13 protein-coding genes are annotated in these 14,691 nt (G+C 71.6%); 3 read left to right on the top strand and 10 right to left on the bottom strand.

All coding sequences use genetic code 11. The annotated features are described in order from the left end of the window. Positions 1-35: 35 nt before the first annotated feature. A complete protein-coding gene (locus QOZ89_RS44030; protein WP_241841751.1) occupies positions 36-1,106 on the bottom strand; it encodes an IS630 family transposase in 1,071 nt (356 codons plus the stop codon). A gap of 104 nt (positions 1,107-1,210) precedes the next feature. On the opposite strand from QOZ89_RS44030, the gene QOZ89_RS44025 reads away from it, so the two are divergent. Then, the gene (locus tag QOZ89_RS44025) at positions 1,211-1,558 is read left to right on the top strand and encodes a hypothetical protein (protein WP_071049086.1); all 348 of its coding nucleotides are present in this window, start codon (positions 1,211-1,213) and stop codon (positions 1,556-1,558) included. A 63-nt stretch (positions 1,559-1,621) separates the two neighbouring features. On the opposite strand, the gene sigJ is transcribed toward QOZ89_RS44025, so the two are convergent. From sigJ to QOZ89_RS43990, 7 genes are all read right to left on the bottom strand, one after another. After that, positions 1,622-2,620 (bottom strand): RNA polymerase sigma factor SigJ, encoded by a 999-nt coding sequence (gene sigJ, locus QOZ89_RS44020; RefSeq protein ID WP_312630161.1) that lies wholly within the window; start codon positions 2,618-2,620, stop codon positions 1,622-1,624. Positions 2,621-2,732: 112 nt separating this feature from the next. After that, positions 2,733-5,408: a valine--tRNA ligase gene (valS, locus tag QOZ89_RS44015; RefSeq protein ID WP_071052912.1), complete on the bottom strand. Its 2,676-nt coding sequence runs from the start codon at positions 5,406-5,408 to the stop codon at positions 2,733-2,735. A 144-nt stretch (positions 5,409-5,552) separates the two neighbouring features. Further along, on the bottom strand, positions 5,553-6,359 hold the full coding sequence (locus QOZ89_RS44010; RefSeq protein ID WP_071052913.1) for an inositol monophosphatase family protein: 807 nt from the start codon (positions 6,357-6,359) through the stop codon (positions 5,553-5,555). A gap of 175 nt (positions 6,360-6,534) precedes the next feature. Further along, positions 6,535-6,825, bottom strand: coding sequence for a hypothetical protein (locus QOZ89_RS44005; protein ID WP_071052914.1), 291 nt, complete (start codon positions 6,823-6,825; stop codon positions 6,535-6,537). A 13-nt stretch (positions 6,826-6,838) separates the two neighbouring features. Continuing rightward, on the bottom strand, positions 6,839-7,156 hold the full coding sequence (locus tag QOZ89_RS44000; RefSeq protein ID WP_241842268.1) for an XRE family transcriptional regulator: 318 nt from the start codon (positions 7,154-7,156) through the stop codon (positions 6,839-6,841). Further along, complete coding sequence (locus QOZ89_RS43995) at positions 7,039-7,395, bottom strand: type II toxin-antitoxin system RelE/ParE family toxin (RefSeq protein WP_312630158.1); 357 nt, start codon at positions 7,393-7,395, stop codon at positions 7,039-7,041. The genes QOZ89_RS44000 and QOZ89_RS43995 overlap by 118 nt, the downstream gene beginning before the upstream one ends. Then, positions 7,359-7,514, bottom strand: coding sequence for a hypothetical protein (locus tag QOZ89_RS43990; RefSeq protein WP_312630164.1), 156 nt, complete (start codon positions 7,512-7,514; stop codon positions 7,359-7,361). Before QOZ89_RS43990 ends, QOZ89_RS43995 begins: the two co-directional genes overlap by 37 nt. Positions 7,515-7,842: 328 nt before the next feature. Between QOZ89_RS43990 and QOZ89_RS43985 the strand changes: the two genes are divergently transcribed. Further along, on the top strand, positions 7,843-9,486 hold the full coding sequence (locus QOZ89_RS43985; protein ID WP_312630156.1) for a thiamine pyrophosphate-binding protein: 1,644 nt from the start codon (positions 7,843-7,845) through the stop codon (positions 9,484-9,486). A 228-nt stretch (positions 9,487-9,714) separates the two neighbouring features. After that, positions 9,715-10,485, top strand: a complete 771-nt coding sequence (locus QOZ89_RS43980; RefSeq protein ID WP_071052918.1) for a cyclase family protein — start codon at positions 9,715-9,717, stop codon at positions 10,483-10,485. 129 nt (positions 10,486-10,614) lie between these two features. Here the strand turns inward: QOZ89_RS43980 and QOZ89_RS43975 are convergent, their stop codons facing one another. Both QOZ89_RS43975 and QOZ89_RS43970 read right to left on the bottom strand, forming a co-directional pair. After that, the gene (locus QOZ89_RS43975) at positions 10,615-13,398 is read right to left on the bottom strand and encodes an aconitate hydratase (RefSeq protein WP_312630163.1); all 2,784 of its coding nucleotides are present in this window, start codon (positions 13,396-13,398) and stop codon (positions 10,615-10,617) included. Positions 13,399-13,745: 347 nt separating this feature from the next. Next, the gene (locus QOZ89_RS43970) at positions 13,746-14,510 is read right to left on the bottom strand and encodes a hypothetical protein (RefSeq protein ID WP_071052919.1); all 765 of its coding nucleotides are present in this window, start codon (positions 14,508-14,510) and stop codon (positions 13,746-13,748) included. Between the last annotated feature and the right edge of the window lie 181 nt (positions 14,511-14,691).

The raw sequence follows: 14,691 nt of genomic DNA, 5'->3' as shown, positions 1-14,691 counted from the left end.
ACTAGTGCTGCCCCGCGTAAGTCTTGCTGGGGTTGTCAGGCGGCTTTGAGGGGTTCGCCGGTGTAGGTCCAGCGGTAGGGCTTGGCGGTGCGGTCGTGGACCTCGATGAAGTGGAGGATCTTGTTGGCGAGGTTGTCGCGGGAGGTGAAGTCGCCGCGCCGCAGGAGCTGGCGGGTGAGGGTCGAGAAGAAGATCTCGACCATGTTCAGCCAGCTGGCGTGTTTCGGGGTGTAGGTCACGACGAACCGGGGGTGGGCCGCGAGCCACCGCCGGGTCGCGTGCGCGGTGTGGCTCGACCCGTTGTCCATCACCAGGTAGATCTTCAGTGTCGGGTCGATCGCCTCGTCGAGCCTGGTCAGGAACCAGGTGAAGTTCGCCGAGTTGTTCTTCCCGGGGATGATCTCACCGAGGACCTCGCCGGTGGCGACGTCCATCGCCGCGACCAGCGACACGGTGCCGTGCCGGACGTACTCGAACTCGCGCCTGGCGGGGGAGCCGGGGCGGATCGGGCGGGTCGGGTGGCGCCGCGAGCGGGCGTGGATCGCGGTCTTCTCGTCGACGCTGATCACGACCCCGTCCGCGGGCGGGTGCAGGTAGAGGTCGCAGACCGCGGCGGCGCGGTCGGCGAAGTCCGGGACGGCGGGCCGGTTGAGCCAGCCCCGGACCCGGTGCGGCTTGAGGTCGAGATCGGCCAGGACCCGGCCGATCTGCGCCGGTGACATCCCGACCGTGGGGGCGAGATGCTCGGCGAGCAGCCGGTGCGACCACTGCGACGCCGCCTGTGGGGCGGTCTCGGTGACGGCGGCCAGCACCGCGAGCCGGGCGTCCGGGCCGTAGCGGCGCGGCCGGCCGGGGCGGGGCCGGTCGACGAGCGCGGCCTCGCCGTCGGTGGCGAACCGGGCGCACAGCCGGCGGACCGTGTCCGCGTGCACGCCGTGGCGGCGGCCGAGCGCGACCGGCCCCCACCGGCCGTCGGCCGCGTCCAGCAGGATCCGGGCCCGTCTGACCTGGTCGAACGGGGCACTCACCGTCCCGGCGAGCTTCTTGAACCGTTGACGCTGCGCGGCGCCGAGGACCACCCTCGGACCGCCGGACCAGCTGCCCACCTGAGCACCCACCGCATCCTGGAAGGGACAGTTCCAGGACGACAGGGAAGAACCGGGCAGACCCGCGCGCGGGTCCGACACGCCAAGGCGGGCAGGATAGGGACGTGGCGAAGATCCCCGAGATGGCCCGGGTAGTGCTGGAACACCGGCTGCGCACCCAGCACACCGCCCGCTGGCCCCAGCTGCGCGACCTGACCATCCGCTACCGCGGCGACTTCGCCTACCTCGACGCCGTCTTCGCCGACGAGGCGGACGACGCGGCCCCCTACCCGCTGTGCCGGCTGCGCTACACCGGCCAGCCCGACCAGTGGGGCTTCGCGATCTACCTCGACAGCCGCGGCGCCTACGAGGACTCCTACCTGCCGAGTGGCGAGTCCGTCGGCACGCCCGAACAGGCCCTCAACTGCGCCTGCGGGCTTTACGCCGGCGACCCCACCGCCTGGATCGGCTGATCACCAGCCAGGCCAGCAAGATTTACGCGGAGCTGCACTAGCCCGCTCAGGCAACGTCTGGGCTCAGGTGCCGCGCAGGTGGTGCAGCTTGGCGGGGTTGGCGACCAGGTCGATGGCCCGCACGCGGCCGTTCGCGGTGGTCAGGGCGACCACGTCGGTCAGCTCGCCGCCGAGATAGCCCAGGAAGCCGGGGCCGCCGTTGACCTCGGCGGGCACGATCATCCGCGCGCCGGCCGGATCCCGCGCCACCTTCGCGAGGATGCCCAGCAGGAACCGCGCGACCTTCTCCGCGCCGACGATCGGCCGCCGCGCCGCCTGGGCCACCCCGCCGCCGTCGGATCGCAGCACGACGTCCGGGTCGAGCAGCTCGACCAGGGCGGCCAGGTCGCCACCGTCCGCCGCCCGCTGGAAGGCCTCCGCGACCCGCCAGCCGTGGGCCGGGTCCGGGTCGAACCTGGCGCCGCGGGAGCGGACGTGGCGGCGGGCGCGGCTCGCGAGCTGGCGGGAGGCCGCGGGGGTGCGGCCGGTGATCTCAGCGACCTCGTCGAACCCGTAGCCGAAGACGTCGTGCAGCACGAGCGCGGTCCGTTCGGCCGGGGTGAGAGTCTCCATCACGACGAGCATCGCCATGCTCACCGACTCGGCGAGCGTCACCCGGTCCGCCGCGGGGTCAGGCAGCGACGCGGCGGCCGCCCGCTGGGCCGCCGCCCCCACGGCCCCCGCCGTCCCGGCCGCGTACACCGCGACCGCGTCGAGGCCGCCGACCTCGGCCAGCGGCTCGGGCAGCCACGGGCCGATGTACGACTCCCGGCGGACGCGCGCCGAGCGCAGCTCGTCCAGGCAGAGCCGGCCGACGACGACGGTCAGCCACGCCCGCAGGTCGTCGGGCTCGACGTCGGCGCGGGCCAGGCGTAGCCAGGCCTCCTGGACGACGTCCTCCGCGTCGGCGAACGAGCCGAGGATCCGGTAGGCGAGGCCGCGCAGGTAGCCGCGTTCCGCCTCGAACGCGGCCGCGAGCTCCGCGGCCCGGCCCTCGGCCGCTCCGGCATCGAAGATCTTCATCGTCTCTCCGCAACTCAGTGCTTCTGCGTCGAGAGGAGGACGAGATACCCGCCCGCGATGTGACGGGGGCGCGCAGCGCCCCCGTCACCAGCCGGCCAGCCCCAGCGATCGGTCAGACGGCCGCGGGCCTGGGGGCGAGCTCCACGGTGACGGTGATCTCGCTGGTGCCCGCCGCGAGGGTCAGGTCGGCGATGCTGCCGGCGTTGCGCAGGTCGGCGCCGACCGGTTCCAGCAGGGCCAGCACGTCGGGCTCCGCGGTGATCCTGGCCGAGGCGACCTCGGCCTTCATCGACACCTTGGCCTCCGACTTGGCGCGGCGCACCGCGGAGAGGACCACCCCGACGACCTCGAGCTGGCGCGCCGGCGCCGCCTCGGCGAGCTTGCGCAGCTGGGGCGCCTCCGGCCAGCGCGCCCGGTGCACCGAGCCGGCCTGCCACCAGGACCAGACCTCCTCGGTGACGAACGGCAGGAACGGCGCGAACAGCCGCAGCAGCGTCGAGAGCGCCACCGCGAGCGTCGCCCGCGCCGAGGCCGCGCCCGTCTCCCCGGCGCCGCCGTAGGCGCGGCCCTTCACCAGCTCGACGTAGTCGTCGCAGAACGTCCAGAAGAACGACTCGGTGACCTCGAGCGCGCGGGCGTAGTCGTAGCCGTCGAACGCGGCGGTCGCCTGGTCGACGACGTCAGCGAGGCTCGCGAGCAGCGCCCGGTCCAGCGGCTCGGTCACCGCGGCCAGCGTCGCCTCGTCGGCCGCGTCCCCGGTCGCGATGCCCGCCGGCAACACGGTGTCGCCCTCGCCGCCCACGATGCCCAGCGCGAACCGGCTCGCGTTGAGAATCTTGATCGCCAGCCGGCGGCCGATCTTCATCTGGCCGACGTCGAACGCCGTGTCCGTCCCCGGCCGGCCGGAGGCCGCCCAGTAGCGGACCCCGTCCGAGCCGTGTTCCTTGAGCAGTCCCATCGGAGTGACGACGTTGCCCTTGGACTTGGACATCTTCTTGCGGTCGGGGTCCAGGATCCAGCCGGAGATCGCCGCGTCCGACCAGGGCAGCGCGCCGTGCTCCTCGTGGCTGCGCACCACGGTCGAGAACAGCCAGGTCCGGATGATCTCGTGGGCCTGCGGGCGCAGATCCATCGGGAACACCCGCGCGAAAAGGTCCTCGTCGTAGCTCCAGCCGCCCGCGATCTGCGGCGTCAGCGACGAGGTCGCCCAGGTGTCCATGACGTCGGGGTCGCCGGTGAAACCACCGGGCACGTCACGCTGGGCGGCGGTATAGCCGGGCGGGGCGTCCGTCGACGGGTCGAGAGGCAGGCTGTCCTCGGCGGCGAGGATGGGCGACTCATAGCGAGGCTCACCGTCCTCGTCCAGCTCGTACCAGACCGGGAACGGCACGCCGAAGAAGCGCTGCCGGGAGATCAGCCAGTCGCCGTTGAGGCCGTCGACCCAGTTCTCGTAGCGGACCCGCATGTGCGGCGGGTGCCAGTTGAGCTGGGCGCCGCGCGCGCGCAGCTCGGCGCGCAGCTCCTCGTCGCGGCCACCGTTGCGCAGGTACCACTGCCGGGTGGAGACGATCTCCAGCGGCCGGTCACCCTTCTCGTAGAACTTCACCGGGTGCTCGATCGACCTCGGCTCGCCCTTCAGCGCGCCGGACTCCCTGAGCAGCTCGACGATCCTGGTCTTGGCGGCGTGCACGGTCTTGCTCGCGAGCTCCGCGTAGGCCGCCCGGCCGGCGTCGCTGTCGATCGCGGCCGGCGGGTCGGCCAGCAGCCGGCCGTCGCGGCCGATGACGGCGCGGGCGGGCAGGCTCAGCTCGCGCCACCAGATCACGTCGGTGAGGTCACCGAACGTACAGATCATCGCGATGCCGGAGCCCTTGTCCGGGGCCGCGAGCCGGTGCGCGACGACCGGCACCTCGACGCCGAACAGCGGCGTGCGCACGGTCTTGCCGAACAGCGGCTGGTAACGCTCGTCTTCCGGGTGCGCGACCAGCGCGACACAGGCCGGCAGCAGCTCGGGCCTGGTCGTCTCGATGATCACTTCGCCGTCGCCGGACGACCGGGGGAAGCCGATCGTGTAGTACGCGCCGGGGCGCTCCCGGTCCTCCAGCTCGGCCTGGGCCACGGCGGTGCGGAACGTGACGTCCCACAGCGTCGGCGCCTCGGCCAGGTAGGCGTTGCCGCGCGCGTAGTTGCGCAGGAACGCCCGCTGGGCGACGGCGCGCGAGCGGGTGTCGATCGTCGCGTAGGTCTGCGTCCAGTCGACAGACAGGCCGAGGCGACGCCAGAGCTCCTCGAAGCCCTTCTCGTCCTCGAGAGTCAGCTCCTCGCACAGCTCGACGAAGTTACGCCGGCTGATCGGGATCTGCTCCTTGCCCGGCTTGGCCGGCGGGGTGAACTCCGGGTCGTACTGGACGGACGGGTCGCAGCGCACGCCGAAGTAGTTCTGCACCCGCCGCTCGGTCGGCAGGCCGTTGTCGTCGAACCCCATCGGGTAGAAGACCTCAAAGCCGCGCATCCGCTGGTAACGGGCGATCAGGTCGGTGTGCGTGTAGGAGAAGACGTGGCCGACGTGCAGCGAGCCGCTTACGGTCGGCGGCGGAGTGTCGATCGAGTAGACGCGCGCGCGCTCGACCGTGCGGTCGAACCGGTACGTCTGCTGGTCCTGCCATACCGCGGACCAACGCTCCTCGACCCCGTCGAGACTCGGCTTCGCTGGAATCGCCCGGGTCGCCGGCTGCGCCGCCTCGATCGAGGCCGCCGCCGTGCCCTGGGCATCGTCTGTTGACACCACCCTTCCATCCTATGGGTGATCGCCAAACGGTTATCCGAGGCCGGCGCCTGCCCGCGTCAAGGCAGGTGAAACTGGGTTCAGGTCCGGCGTGCCGACCCCAATTTCACCTGCCTTGGCAATCGTCCTCGACCTGGTAGGCCGGGCCTAGTCGCGGTCGGCGCGGGGGTCTTCGGCGAGCAGGGCGGCCAGCGCGGTGAAGATCGCCGGTGGGGCGGCGAGGTAGAGGTCCTCGCCGCCGGGCGCGCCATCCAGGCCGCCGGCAATGGCTCCGGCCTCCGTGGCGATCAGGCCGCCCGCGGCGTGGTCCCAAGGCTTCAGGCCGCGCTCGTAGTAGGCGTCGAGCGTGCCGGCCGCGACGGCGCACAGGTCCAGCGAGGCGGCGCCCATCCGGCGGATGTCGCGCACCCGAGGCGCCACCCTGGTCAGCACGGCGACCTGCGCCGTGCGCCGCTGGACCGTGTAGCCGAAACCGGTGGCGACGAGCGCCATCTCGAGGCTCGTCACTCCCGAGACGCGCAGCGGTTGCCCGCCCTGCGCCGCTCCCCCGCCACGCAGCGCCGTGTAGGTCCGGCCCAGCGCCGGCGCGTGCACAACCCCGGCGACGACCTCACCGTCCACCTCGACGCCGATGGAGACGGCCCAGTTCGGCAGGTTGTAGAGGAAGTTGACGGTCCCGTCGATCGGGTCGACGATCCAGCGCACCCCGCTGGTCCCGGCCGCGTCCGAGCCCTCCTCGCCGAGGATCCCGTCCCCGGGCCGCGCCTCGCGCAGCCGCCTGGCGACCAGTTCCTCGGAGGCCCGGTCCAGCGCCGTCACGACATCCGTCGGCGACGACTTCGTCGACTCCGCCGCCACGGTCCCCGCCCGCCCCCGCACCAGCAGGTCCCCCGCCTCAGCGGCGACGTCCAGGGCCAGCGCCAGCAGCTCCTCCGCACTCGCCCGGTCAGCCATCCCGCCGCACCTCATTCCACTCAATAACAGACAGCAACCATCGGGGGCACCCACGCCCACGTCCTCACGCGGCCATCCTGCCAACCCACCCGAGCAACCATCCCGACTCCGTCTCATGACTCCTGTGAGTCGTCCCACCCACGACTCGCGACGACGATCACCGATGCGGGCGTGCTCACTCGCTCACGACATCAGGGTCGACAACGGCGTCCAGATCACCGAAGAAACGGTCAGCGTCGATATGTAGCTCGTCCGCCCACCTCGCCTGCACCGGACCCGTAGCCACGAATGTGCGCGGACATGCCGGCCGCTCGTCGTCGCCCTCCCCGAGACGGCGTAGCGCCTCCGCATGACGGGAGAGTGCGTCGTCGAGTACACGGTCCATCAGTGCCTGTCGCACCCGCACCTCGGCACGCCGTCCAGCGTCGTCCAATTCCTCGGTTTGTTCCGAGCCCCCGGTTTCCATCGCAGTCGACCTTCTACCCGATCGTGATGCGCTCGTCGCCGAACTTGGCGATGATCTCGACCTCACCGCCGAGGGCTGCCAGGTAGCTGCGGATCGTCGCGATCTCCGAGTGATCGAGATCGCCCCGTTCGATGCGAGAGATCCGGGACTGCGAGATCCCGAGCCGCTCGGCCAGCGTGCTCTGGTCGAGCCCGTATGCCTGCCGGATCTCCGCTAGGCGGTGCGCACGCGCCTCAGCTCGCATGTTGGCCTGGAACGCGGCAATCCTGGCCTCGTCGAGGAGCCCGGACGCGACCAGTTCGGACCGGACCTCCGCCCACTCCTTCGCCATGTCCGCCACTTCCTTTCCGTGTCGTACTCGCCATCGCACCAGCGCCGGTACCGCTCCTCCGCCACCGGGATGTTCAGGTCGTACCAGCGGTTCCACATGCCGGCCTTGTCGCCGCCTACAAGCAACACCGCGCGCCGGGCGTAGTCGAAGACGAACAGGATGCGCACCTCGGTGTGGCCGCTCGACGCCGGGCGCAACTCCTTCAGGTTGTGAATCTTCGATCCGCCGATCCGGTCCACAAACGGGCGGCCCAGGTCGGCCCGTCCGCCTCGAGTTGATTGATCGCGGCGGCAACCAGATCGGCCGACACGGGGTCGGACCACGCGAGCCGCACGAACCACTCGTGCATCTCGTCCACCAGGAGGACGGACCACCTCGCACCCATCATATGACCTCAGCGTTCTACCGTGCGATCTTCCCCGGATGCGGCGATGAGGCGAGGAGGTCCACCTCCGACAGGGCCCCTGCGCCGCAGAACCGATCATGCCCAGGGCAAATGCGGAGAATGTGGCATTGGAGTGGTCCTTTATGCCCTATTTTGACCGCTCTTCGTGCGCCACTCCCAGAGATCAACCCGAAGGCTGGTCCAGGCCGCCGGGGCCAGTCCTGCGAGCACGCCCGAGCCGATTGGAACGGCACCGGAGAATCCTTGTCGTACATCCCTGAAGCACCCTGGAGAACTGCTGATGTTGGTGCGCGAGGCAATCGGCCGGTTTCTCGGCGAGCAGGCGATACCGGTCGTGTTCGGAGTCGTCGGCAGCGGGAACTTCCACGTCGTCAACGCCCTCACAGCGGCCGGGGCGCGGTTCGTCGCGGCGCGGCATGAGGGCGGGGCGGTCTGCATGGCGGACGGGTACGCCCGGATGTCCGGCGAGGTCGGCGTGCTGTCCGTCCACCAGGGTCCCGGGTTCACGAACGCGATGACCGGGCTCGCCGAGGCGGCGAAGAGCGCGACGCCACTGCTCGTCCTCGCGCCCGAGGCGACCGACGAGCGGTCCAACTTCTTCGTCGACCAGGCGGCGATGGCGGCGGCGGTCGGAGCGGTTCCGATCCGGGTACGTTCGCCGCGGTCCGCGCTCGCGGATGTGGCCCGGGCCTACGCGACGGCGCGCAACCTGGGCAGGACGGTCGTGCTGGGCATTCCGATCGACGTCCAGGACGACGAGCTGCCGGACGGGCCAGCGCCTGTCGTGCCAGCCGCGGCGAAGCCGCCGGTCGCGCACCTGAGCGACGCCGCCCAGCTGGCCGAGATGCTGCTCCACGCGCGACGGCCGGTCTTCGTCGCCGGCCGGGGCGCGCGTTCGCCAAGGGCCGCGGCCGCGATCCGGGAGCTGGCCGACCAGACCGGCGCACTGCTGGCCACCTCCGCGGTCGCGCGCGGGCTGTTCCGCGGCAACCCGTGGGATCTCGACGTCTCGGGTGGCTTCGCCTCGCCGCTCGCGGCCGAGCTGATCCACGCGGCGGACGTGATCGTCGGATTCGGATGCGCTCTGAACATGTGGACGATGCGGCACGGCAACTTGATCGGTCCGGAAGCGACCGTTGTCCAGATCGACAGCGACGCCGCGCGGCTGGGGCGCAGCCGCCCCGTCCATCTGGGGCTGTGGGGTGGTGTCCAGGAGACCGCGAGCCAGGTGGCCGGGATCATCGACATCCTCCGCAAGGGACGCCCGGCCTCACAGCCTGGCTACCGCGACCAGGCGCTGGCCGCGCGGATCGCGGCCGAACGTCGCTGGGAACGGGTGCCGTATGACGACCTCTCGACCAGCACGCTCATCGATCCCCGAACGCTGTCGATCGAGCTGAACCGGCTGCTGCCGGCCGAGCGGGTCGTCTCGATCGACTCGGGGAACTTCATGGGCTGGCCGTCGATGTACCTCGACGTTCCCGACGAGAACGGTTTCTGCTTCACCCAGGCATTCCAGTCGATCGGGCTGGGCCTGGCCACCGGGATCGGCGCCGCGATCGCCCGGCCGGACCGGCTGCCGGTTGTGGGCACGGGCGATGGCGGGTTCATGATGGGGATCTCGGAGCTCGACACCGCCGTGCGGCTGAAGCTGCCGCTGGTCGTGATCGTCTACAACGACTCGGCGTACGGCGCGGAGGTGCACCACTTCACCGACGGCGCCCCGCTCGACAACGTCACCTTCCCCGACACCGACATCGCGGCGATCGCGCGCGGCCACGGCTGCGCGGGCGTCACGGTCCGCACGGTGGGCGATCTCGACGCGGTCAAGGGATGGCTCGCGGAGCGGGGCGGTCCACTCGCGATCGACGCCAAGATCGTCCCGATGGCCTCGTGGTGGCTGCAGGAAGCGTTCGGCCACTAGGCTGCCACCCGTAGATCACCGCCAAGGCGGCCGTCAGCCGTGTCACCGGGACCTCATACGCACCGGTCTCCTGGTGGGCGCCGCGGTCTCCCATCACCTGTGGTGGCCGGGCACCCCGCCGTCGGCACCACAAGCCCATGACCACCACAGCCCATGACCACAGCCGCTGACAGGATGCGCGGGCTGGCTCCTCGTCACGGCGGCCGGCTCTCGCGGGAAGGTTCGTGCATGACCGTCGTCGATGCCCTGCTCGCCGCCCTCGCCTCCGGGGAGGTGACGATCGTCGACCTGACCGCGCCGCTCTCGCCCGAGACGCCGATCCTGCGGCTGCCGGCGCCGTTCGCGAACACCATCCCGCTGTCGCTGGAGAAGATCAGCGATTTCGACGAGGCTGGCCCGTTCTGGGGCTGGAACAACATCCACACCGGCGAGCACACCGGCACCCACCTGGACGCCCCGGTCCACTGGGCGTCGGGCCGGGACGGTCTCTCGGTCGACCGGATCCCGCCGGCGCGCCTGTTCGGCCCGGCGATCGTCCTCGACTTCACGGCCGAGGCGGCGGAAAACCCCGACTTCCTGCTGGAGCCCACGCACCTGGATGCCTGGGTGGCCGCCAACGGCCCGTTGCCTGACGGTGCCTGGCTGCTCTTCAGGACCGGCTGGTCGAAGTACTCGACCGACGCGGCCGCCTTCCTCAACGCCGACGACAACGGCCCGCACACCCCCGGCGTCTCGGCGGCCGGTGCCGAGTGGCTCGCGATGTCACCCATCTCCGGCTTCGGCGTCGAGACCGTCGGCATCGACGCCGGCTGCGCCGGCACCCTGGACCCGGTCTTCCCGGTCCACTACCACCTGCTGGGCGCCAACAAGTTCGGCCTCACCCAGCTCCAGAACCTCGACAAGCTCCCGACCACGGGCGCGCTGCTGATCGTCGCCCCACTCCCGATCGTCGGCGGCACCGGCTCCCCCACCCGCGCTTACGCCGTCATCCCGGCCTGACTGAGCCGCGCTGCCAGCACCTCGGCAAGGAACTCACACCGGACAGGCGAAGGGGCCTGGGAGCGTCGCTCCCAGACCCCTCACCGTTCTCCGCGTTCTCGCGCTACGTCTCGTCGCGCTCCGTCCGCGTCAGATCAGGGAGCGCAGGACGTAGGGGAGGATGCCGCCATGGCGGTAGTAGTCCGCCTCCCCCGGGGTGTCGATGCGGACGACCGCGTCGAAGGTCTTGTCGCCGGCCTGGACGGTCAGGGTCGTGGTCTTCTCGCTGATCTCGGCGAGGCCGGTGACGGTGAAGACCTCCTCGCCGGTCAGGCCGAGGGACTCGACCGAGTCGCCGGGCTGGAACTGGAGCGGCAGCACGCCCATGCCGATCAGGTTCGAGCGGTGGATCCGCTCGTAGCTCTCGGCGATGACGACCCGGACGCCTAGCAGCGCGGTGCCCTTGGCCGCCCAGTCACGCGACGAGCCGGAGCCGTACTCCTTGCCAGCCAGCACGACCAGCGGCACGCCGTCGGCGGCGTACTTCTGGGCCGCGTCGTAGATCGCCAGCTGCTCGCCGTCCGGCAGGTGGCGGGTGACGCCGCCCTCGGTGCCGGGGGCGAGTCGGTTGCGCAGCCGGATGTTGGCGAACGTGCCGCGGATCATGACCTCGTGGTTGCCGCGGCGCGAGCCGTAGGAGTTGAAGTCGCCGGGGGCGACGCCGTGCTCGGTCAGGTAACGGCCGGCGGGCGAGTCCTTCTTGATGGAGCCGGCGGGCGAGATGTGGTCGGTGGTGACCGAGTCGCCCAGCATCGCGAGCACCCGGGCGCCGACGATGTCGGTCCGCGGGGCCGGCGACGGCGCCATGCCCTCGAAGTACGGAGGGTGCCGGACGTAGGTGGAGTCGGGCGCCCAGGAGAACGTCTGGGACACCTCACCGCCGTCGCCGACCGGAAGCGACTGCCACCGCTCGTCGCCGGACAGGTCGGCGTAGTCCCGCTCGAACATGTCCGACGTGATCGCCTCGCCGACGACCGCGGCGACCTCGGCCTCGGTCGGCCAGATGTCGCGCAGGTAGACCGGGTTGCCGTCGGGGTCGGTGCCCAGCGGGTCGTTGGTGAGGTCGACGTCCATCGTGCCGGCCAGCGCGTAGGCGACGACCAGCGGCGGGGACGCCAGGTAGTTCATCTTGATGTCCGGGTTGATCCGGCCCTCGAAGTTCCGGTTGCCGGACAGGACCGACACGACCGCGAGGTCGCCCTCGTCGATCCCGGCGCTGATCTCGTCCTGCAGCGGGCCGGAGTTGCCGATGCAGGTGGTGCAGCCGTAGCCGACCAGGTTGAAGCCGACCTTGTCCAGGTACGGCACGAGCCCGGCCCGCTCGTAGTAGTCCATGACGACCTTGGACCCGGGGGCGAGCGTGGTCTTGACCCACGGCTTGCGGGTCAGGCCCTTCTCGACGGCGTTGCGGGCGAGCAGCGCGGCGCCGATCATGACCTGCGGGTTCGAGGTGTTGGTGCAGGACGTGATCGCCGCGATCGCGACCGCGCCGTGGTCGATGGTGAACGACGTGCCGTCGGCCAGGGTCACCGCGGTCGGGTTGGACGGGCGACCCGCCAGGTCACCGGAGATCCCGTTGGAGTGCGCCGGGACGTCGCCCGGCTTGTCGCCGATCGCGGTCGGCGAGTCGGAGGCGGGGAACGACTCGTCGCCGGCCTCGTCCGCGCCGCCGGGGGCGAGCGCGACGGGCCCCGCGTAGTCGGCGAGCGCCGCGCGGAACTTCGGCTTGGCGGTGGCGAGCGGCACCCGGTCCTGCGGGCGCTTCGGGCCGGCGAGCGACGGCTCGACCGTCGACAGGTCGAGCTCCAGGGTGGTCGTATAGCTGGCCTCGTGCGACGGGTCGTGCCAGAGGCCCTGCTCCTTGGCGTACGCCTCGACGAGCGCGATGAGCTCGGCCGGGCGGCCCGAGAGCTTCAGGTAGTTCAGCGTCTCCTGGTCGACCGGGAAGATCGCGCAGGTGGAGCCGTACTCGGGGCTCATGTTGCCGATCGTGGCCCGGTTGGCCAGCGGGACGGCGGAGACGCCCTCGCCGTAGAACTCGACGAACCTGCCGACGACGCCGTGCTTGCGCAGCTTCTCGGTGATGACCAGCACCATGTCGGTGGCGGTGGTGCCGGCGGGCAGCTCGCCGGTCAGCTTGAAGCCGACGACGGTCGGGATCAGCATGCTGACCGGCTGGCCGAGCATGGCGGCCTCTGCCTCGATGCCGCCGACGCCCCAGCCCAGCACACCCAGACCGTTGATCATGGTGGTGTGGCTGTCGGTGCCGACGAGGGTGTCCGGGTAGGCCAGGGTGCCCTCAGGGGTCTGCCTGGTGAAGACCACGCGGGCGAGGTGCTCCAGGTTGACCTGATGGACGATGCCGGTGTTCGGCGGCACGACGGTGAAGTTGTCGAACGCGGCCTGGCCCCAGCGCAGGAACTGGTAGCGCTCCCGGTTCCGGTTGAACTCCAGTGACGCGTTCAGGTCGAACGCGTCGGGGCGGCCGAAGTGGTCGGCGATGATCGAGTGGTCGATGACCAGCTCCGCCGGGGCCAGCGGGTTGATCTTCGCCGGGTCACCGCCGAGGGCCACCATCGCCTCGCGCATGGCGGCGAGGTCGACGACACAGGGCACGCCGGTGAAATCCTGCATGATCACCCGGGCGGGGGTGAACTGGATCTCCTGGCTCGGCTCGGCGCTCGGATCCCAGCTGGCCAGCGCCCGTACGTGGTCGGCGGTGATGTTCGCGCCGTCCTCGGTGCGCAGCAGGTTCTCCAGGAGTACCCGCAGGCTGTAGGGCAGGCGGTCAGCACCGGGCACCGCGTCCAGCCGCCTGATCGTGTAGGTGCGTTCCCCCACCACGAGCTGTCCGGTACTGCCGAAGCTGTCCATGTCCGTCGTCTCCTCCATGTCACGCGGAACCACGCTGTCGCGCCGACCACGCCGGGTTCTGTTCAACCCGGCGCACCGCGCGCCACCCGGCCCACACCCTGGCCGCGGTCGCGGCCGGGCACCGGCCGGGTGGCCTCGTTGCCCATCCTGGCATTCCCCGCCTCGCCGATATCAGCGCAGCGGGCCCGGTGACGGTCGCATCGCCGTCGAGTTACTTAGCCTTGCTAACCATACAACGCGGACAGGGCAAACAGTACGGGCCGGACGCGCCGGTCCGGTGTGCCGGCGCAGTCCGGCTGGGTGTGGCCATGCCCCACCCCATCAGCGGGTGTCGGGCTCAGGCGGGCTCAGCCGGACTCGCCCGCGAGGGTGGGGCGCTGCGCGCAGAACGGCGAGCGGCGCAACCGGCGCAGCGCGGCCCAGCGTTCGTCCGGGGTCGGCGGGACAGGCAGCGGCCTGGCGGCGGCACGCGCCCAGGCGTCGTCCGGCGCGCCAAGGGGCAGCAGGGTCACGCCGGGGAGCACGGCGGCGACCGCGCGCACGGCGGGCAGGTCAGCGGCTAGCACCGGCGTGCCGGCGGCGCATCCGGCCAGCACCGCGGGCACCAGGTCCGACGCCTCACCGGAACCGCCCTGTGCGCCAGCACCACCCTCCACAGCGGCACCACCGTCCGCGCCAGCGCCGCCCTCCGCGGTGGCACCGCCTTCCGCGGCGATGACGCGGGCTGGCGACGGCACGACGAGCAGGGCGGCCTCGACCAGCAGCCGGGCCACCTCGTGCGGCGCGTGCTCGCCTGGCAGGTCGAGCGCGCCGACGACGCCGCCCGCCGTCGCGCGGGTAAGGAGCCGGCCACGCTGCACCGGCGGGATCGGCCCCACCAGCCGCAGCCGCGCGGGCAGGCCGTCACGGCGCAGCGCGGCGAGCAGGCCGACCGCCCTGGCCCGGCCGGGCTCGTCGTCGGCCTCGCCCAGGTGCAGCATCGTCCACGCGGCCTCCTCGGCCCCGGTCCGGCCGGGCCGGCCGCGCGCGGCGATCGCGATGCCGAACAGGGCGAGGTCGACCGACGACGTGGCGGGCGGCTGGGCGCCCCCGACGTGCCCGGCGGCACTCAACGCGACCTCACAGACGAGGCCATGGCGACGACACCCAGACTTCCAGCACCCTCCATGCGCGAAGTGTGACGCACCAGCCACGCGCAGCACGTCAGCCGCCCGTGTCGCGAGTGGGCAGCGCGGTAGTCGGCCCCACCGGCGTCCGGCCGCCCCTGCCCGCACGGCACCAGCTGTCGGCGAC

Origin of the sequence: Pseudofrankia coriaricola, assembly GCF_032027725.1 — a bacterium.
Taxonomy (GTDB): Bacteria; Actinomycetota; Actinomycetes; order Frankiales; family Frankiaceae; genus Pseudofrankia.
Note: the sequence above shows the minus strand (reverse complement) of the source record. Positions and strands in the feature narration are given on the sequence as shown.

What these genes read in the sequence shown, in the direction of transcription:
- QOZ89_RS44005 (WP_071052914.1), bottom strand. Translation starts at nt 6,825, where the DNA reads ATGGAAACCGGGGGCTCGGAACAAACCGAGGAATTGGACGACGCTGGA.
- QOZ89_RS44010 (WP_071052913.1), bottom strand. Translation starts at nt 6,359, where the DNA reads ATGGCTGACCGGGCGAGTGCGGAGGAGCTGCTGGCGCTGGCCCTGGAC.
- sigJ (WP_312630161.1), bottom strand. Translation starts at nt 2,620, where the DNA reads ATGAAGATCTTCGATGCCGGAGCGGCCGAGGGCCGGGCCGCGGAGCTC.
- QOZ89_RS43980 (WP_071052918.1), top strand. Translation starts at nt 9,715, where the DNA reads ATGACCGTCGTCGATGCCCTGCTCGCCGCCCTCGCCTCCGGGGAGGTG.
- QOZ89_RS43975 (WP_312630163.1), bottom strand. Translation starts at nt 13,398, where the DNA reads ATGGACAGCTTCGGCAGTACCGGACAGCTCGTGGTGGGGGAACGCACC.
- QOZ89_RS44000 (WP_241842268.1), bottom strand. Translation starts at nt 7,156, where the DNA reads ATGGCGAAGGAGTGGGCGGAGGTCCGGTCCGAACTGGTCGCGTCCGGG.
- QOZ89_RS43985 (WP_312630156.1), top strand. Translation starts at nt 7,843, where the DNA reads ATGTTGGTGCGCGAGGCAATCGGCCGGTTTCTCGGCGAGCAGGCGATA.